General features: G+C 67.3%; 3 protein-coding genes. All 3 read left to right on the forward strand.

The features are described from left to right. The coding region (locus VNJ47_09370; GenBank protein ID HXG29042.1) for a DUF1365 domain-containing protein at positions 1–767 on the forward strand (767 nt) is incomplete at its 5' end. Next, positions 767–1,978, forward strand: a complete 1,212-nt coding sequence (locus VNJ47_09375) for a cyclopropane-fatty-acyl-phospholipid synthase family protein (protein HXG29043.1) — start codon at positions 767–769, stop codon at positions 1,976–1,978. The genes VNJ47_09370 and VNJ47_09375, both read left to right, overlap by 1 nt. Continuing rightward, on the forward strand, positions 1,979–3,070 hold a 1,092-nt coding region (locus VNJ47_09380), incomplete at its 3' end, for an MFS transporter (GenBank protein HXG29044.1).

Genomic DNA, 3,070 nt, shown 5'->3' on the forward strand with positions numbered 1-3,070 from the left:
ATCCGAGTCGTGTGACGCACCTGCGCCAGCATCCCGTGCGCTACCGTTTTGGTTATCGGCTGTTCTACCTGCTGCTGGACCTCGACCGCCTCGCCGAGAGCGCATCGCGGCTGCGGCTGTTCTCCTACAACCGCTGGAACCTGTTCAGCTTCCATGACCGCGACCATGGCCCCCACGACGGCAGGCCGTTGCGGCCGTGGCTGGAAGAGCTGCTGCGCGCACAGGGCATCGAGCTGGCGGGTGGCCGCGTGCGCCTGTTGTGCCTGCCGCGTGTTCTGGGTTATGTATTCAACCCGATCAGCATTTACTACTGCGAGCACCGCGACGGGACGCTGCGCGCCATCCTGTGCGAGGTGCACAATACCTTCGGCGAGCGGCATTGCTATCTGCTCAGCCGTAACGGCGCAGCGATGGATTACGACATGCCGCAGCGCAAGGCCAAGCTGTTCCATGTTTCGCCGCTGATCGGCATGAGCGGCGAGTACCGCTTCCGCCTCAGCGCGCCGGAGGAAAGCTTTCGCATCCTCATCCGCCTGTATCCGCCGGCGGCGGAGGCCGCGGCCGGCGGCCCGCACTGGCTTCTGGCCGCAGCGCTGCAGGGCGAGCGCCGGCCGCTGACCGATGCGCAGCTGCTGCGACAATTCCTGCGCATGCCGCTCATGACGCTCAAGGTGACCGCCGCGATCCACTGGCAGGCACTGAAGATCTGGCTGCGCGGAGCGCCCTTCTTCCGCAAGCCCCAGCCGCCGCTACAAGAGGTGTCCTGATGTCCCAGAACGAAGCTGCTCAGCCCTTCACCGGTCGCGAGTCCTGGGCGCTGCGCTTCCTGCGGCGTGTACTGGGGCGCTGGCGGCACGGCAGCCTGAGCGTCATTCTGCCCGACGGCCAGCGCCTGGAGTTCGCCGGCAGCGAGCCCGGGCCGCACGCCGAATTCGAAATCCGGCGTTATGCCATGCTGCGCAAGTGCATCCTGCGCGGCGACATCGGTTTCGCCGAGGCCTATATGGAGGGCGACTGGGACAGTCCCAACCTGGCGCTGCTGCTGGAGGCCTTCGTGCGCAACGAGTCGGCCTGGGGCGAGGTGGGCGAGGGCGGCTGGCTGCTGCGCCTGGTCATGCGCGGGCTGCATCGCCTGCGCCGCAACTCGCGCCGCGGCAGCCGGCGCAACATCCGCTATCACTACGATCTCGGCAACGACTTCTACGGCCTGTGGCTGGACGAAACCTGGGCCTATTCCAGCGCCGTGTTCGAGCGACCCGATCAGGATCTGGCCGAGGCCCAGCGCAACAAGTTCCGGCTGATGCTGGAGCGGCTGGACCTGAAACCGGGGCACCACCTGCTCGAGATCGGCTCCGGCTGGGGCGGTTTCGCGCTGTATGCGGCCCAGCAGACCGGCTGCCGTGTGACCAGCATCACCCTGTCGCAGCAGCAGCTCGAGGCCGCACGCGAGCGCGCCCGGCAGGCCGGCTTGGCCGACCGGGTCGCGTTCCGGCTGCAGGATTACCGCGACGTGCGCGAGGTCTACGACCGGGTGGTGTCGATCGAGATGTACGAGGCAGTGGGGGAGCAGTACTGGCCGGCGTATTTCGCCACCTTGGCGCGCACGCTCAGGCCGGGTGGCATCGCCGCGATCCAGGGCATCACCATCGACGATGACATTTTCGAGTATTACCGGCAGAACGTGGACTTCATCCAGACCTATATCTTCCCCGGCGGCATGCTGGCCTCGGCCAGGGTCTTCCTCGCCCATGCCCGAGCGGCAGGTTTGTCGGTCAAGGATACCCGCTTCTTCGGGCAGCATTACGCACGCACCTTGAATGAATGGCACCGCCGTGTCTGGCGCGAGCGCGAGACGATTCAGGCGATGTTCGACGAGCGCTTTCTGCGCATGTGGCGCTACTATCTCGGCTACTGCGAGGCCGGTTTCAAGGTCGGGCGTATCGATTTGATGCAGGTAAGCCTGCACAAGCCGGCCTGATTGGAAACCACCCGCCTGTCCATCTACCGGCTGCTGGCCTACGGCGGGCTCGGCCTGCCGCTGGCGGCGCTGGGGCTGCCGCTGGTGGTGTACCTGCCGCCCTTCTACGCCGGCCTGGGGCTGGGCACGGCGACGGTTGGCGCGATGTTGTTCATCGCACGCCTGAGCGATGTCTTCAGCGATTTGCTGATCGGCTGGGCCAGTGACTACAGCCACACGCGCCTCGGCCGGCGCCGTCCCTGGATCCTGGTGGGCGTGCCGGTGCTGCTCGTGGGCACGGGCTTCCTGTTCCATGCGCAGGCGGGCGTCGGTGCCAGCTATCTGCTGCTGTGGAGCGTGGTGGCCTATCTGGGCTGGACGCTGATCTACCTGCCCTACAGCAGCTGGGGCGCGGAGCTGGTGACCGACTACGATGAGCGCACGCGTGTCACACTGTGCCGCGAAGGCTTCCTGGTGGCCGGTACACTGGTGGCGATCCTGCTGTCGGGCTGGGTGCAGGCGCGCGGGGGCGATGCGGGCGATGCGCTGTCGGCCGTGTACGGTTTCCTGCTGGTCAGCCTGCCGCTGGCGCTGTTTCTGCTGTGGCGCGGCGTGCCCGAGCCGGCCGGCCTGCAGGTGGCGCCGCTCGACTGGCGTGCGGGCCTGCGACTGCTGCGCGACAACCGGCCGTTCCGGCGGCTGCTGATCGCTTATCTGCTCAACGGCATGGCCAATGGCCTGCCCGCCACCCTGTTTCTGTTCTTCGTGGCCGAGGTGCTGCAGGCCGAGCGTCTGAGCGGGCTGTTCCTGGTGGTTTACTTCCTGTCGGCGGTGCTGGCCTTGCCGCTGTGGCTGCGGCTCAGCCGCGGACGCGCCAAGCACCGGGTCTGGTGCGTTTCCATGCTGTGGGCCTGCGGTATTTTCGTATGGGCGCCGCTGCTGGGGCCGGGCGATCTCTGGGCCTATGCCGCCATCTGCGTGCTGTCGGGCGTCTGTCTTGGGGTCGATACGGCGGTGCCGGCCTCGATGCAGGCCGATGTCGTGGACGAGGACACCGCGGCCGGCGGCGGCTATCGCGCCGGACTGTACTTCGGGCTGTGGGGCATGGCCACC

Source organism: Nevskiales bacterium (genome assembly GCA_035574475.1).
Taxonomy (GTDB): domain Bacteria; phylum Pseudomonadota; class Gammaproteobacteria; order Nevskiales; family DATLYR01; genus DATLYR01.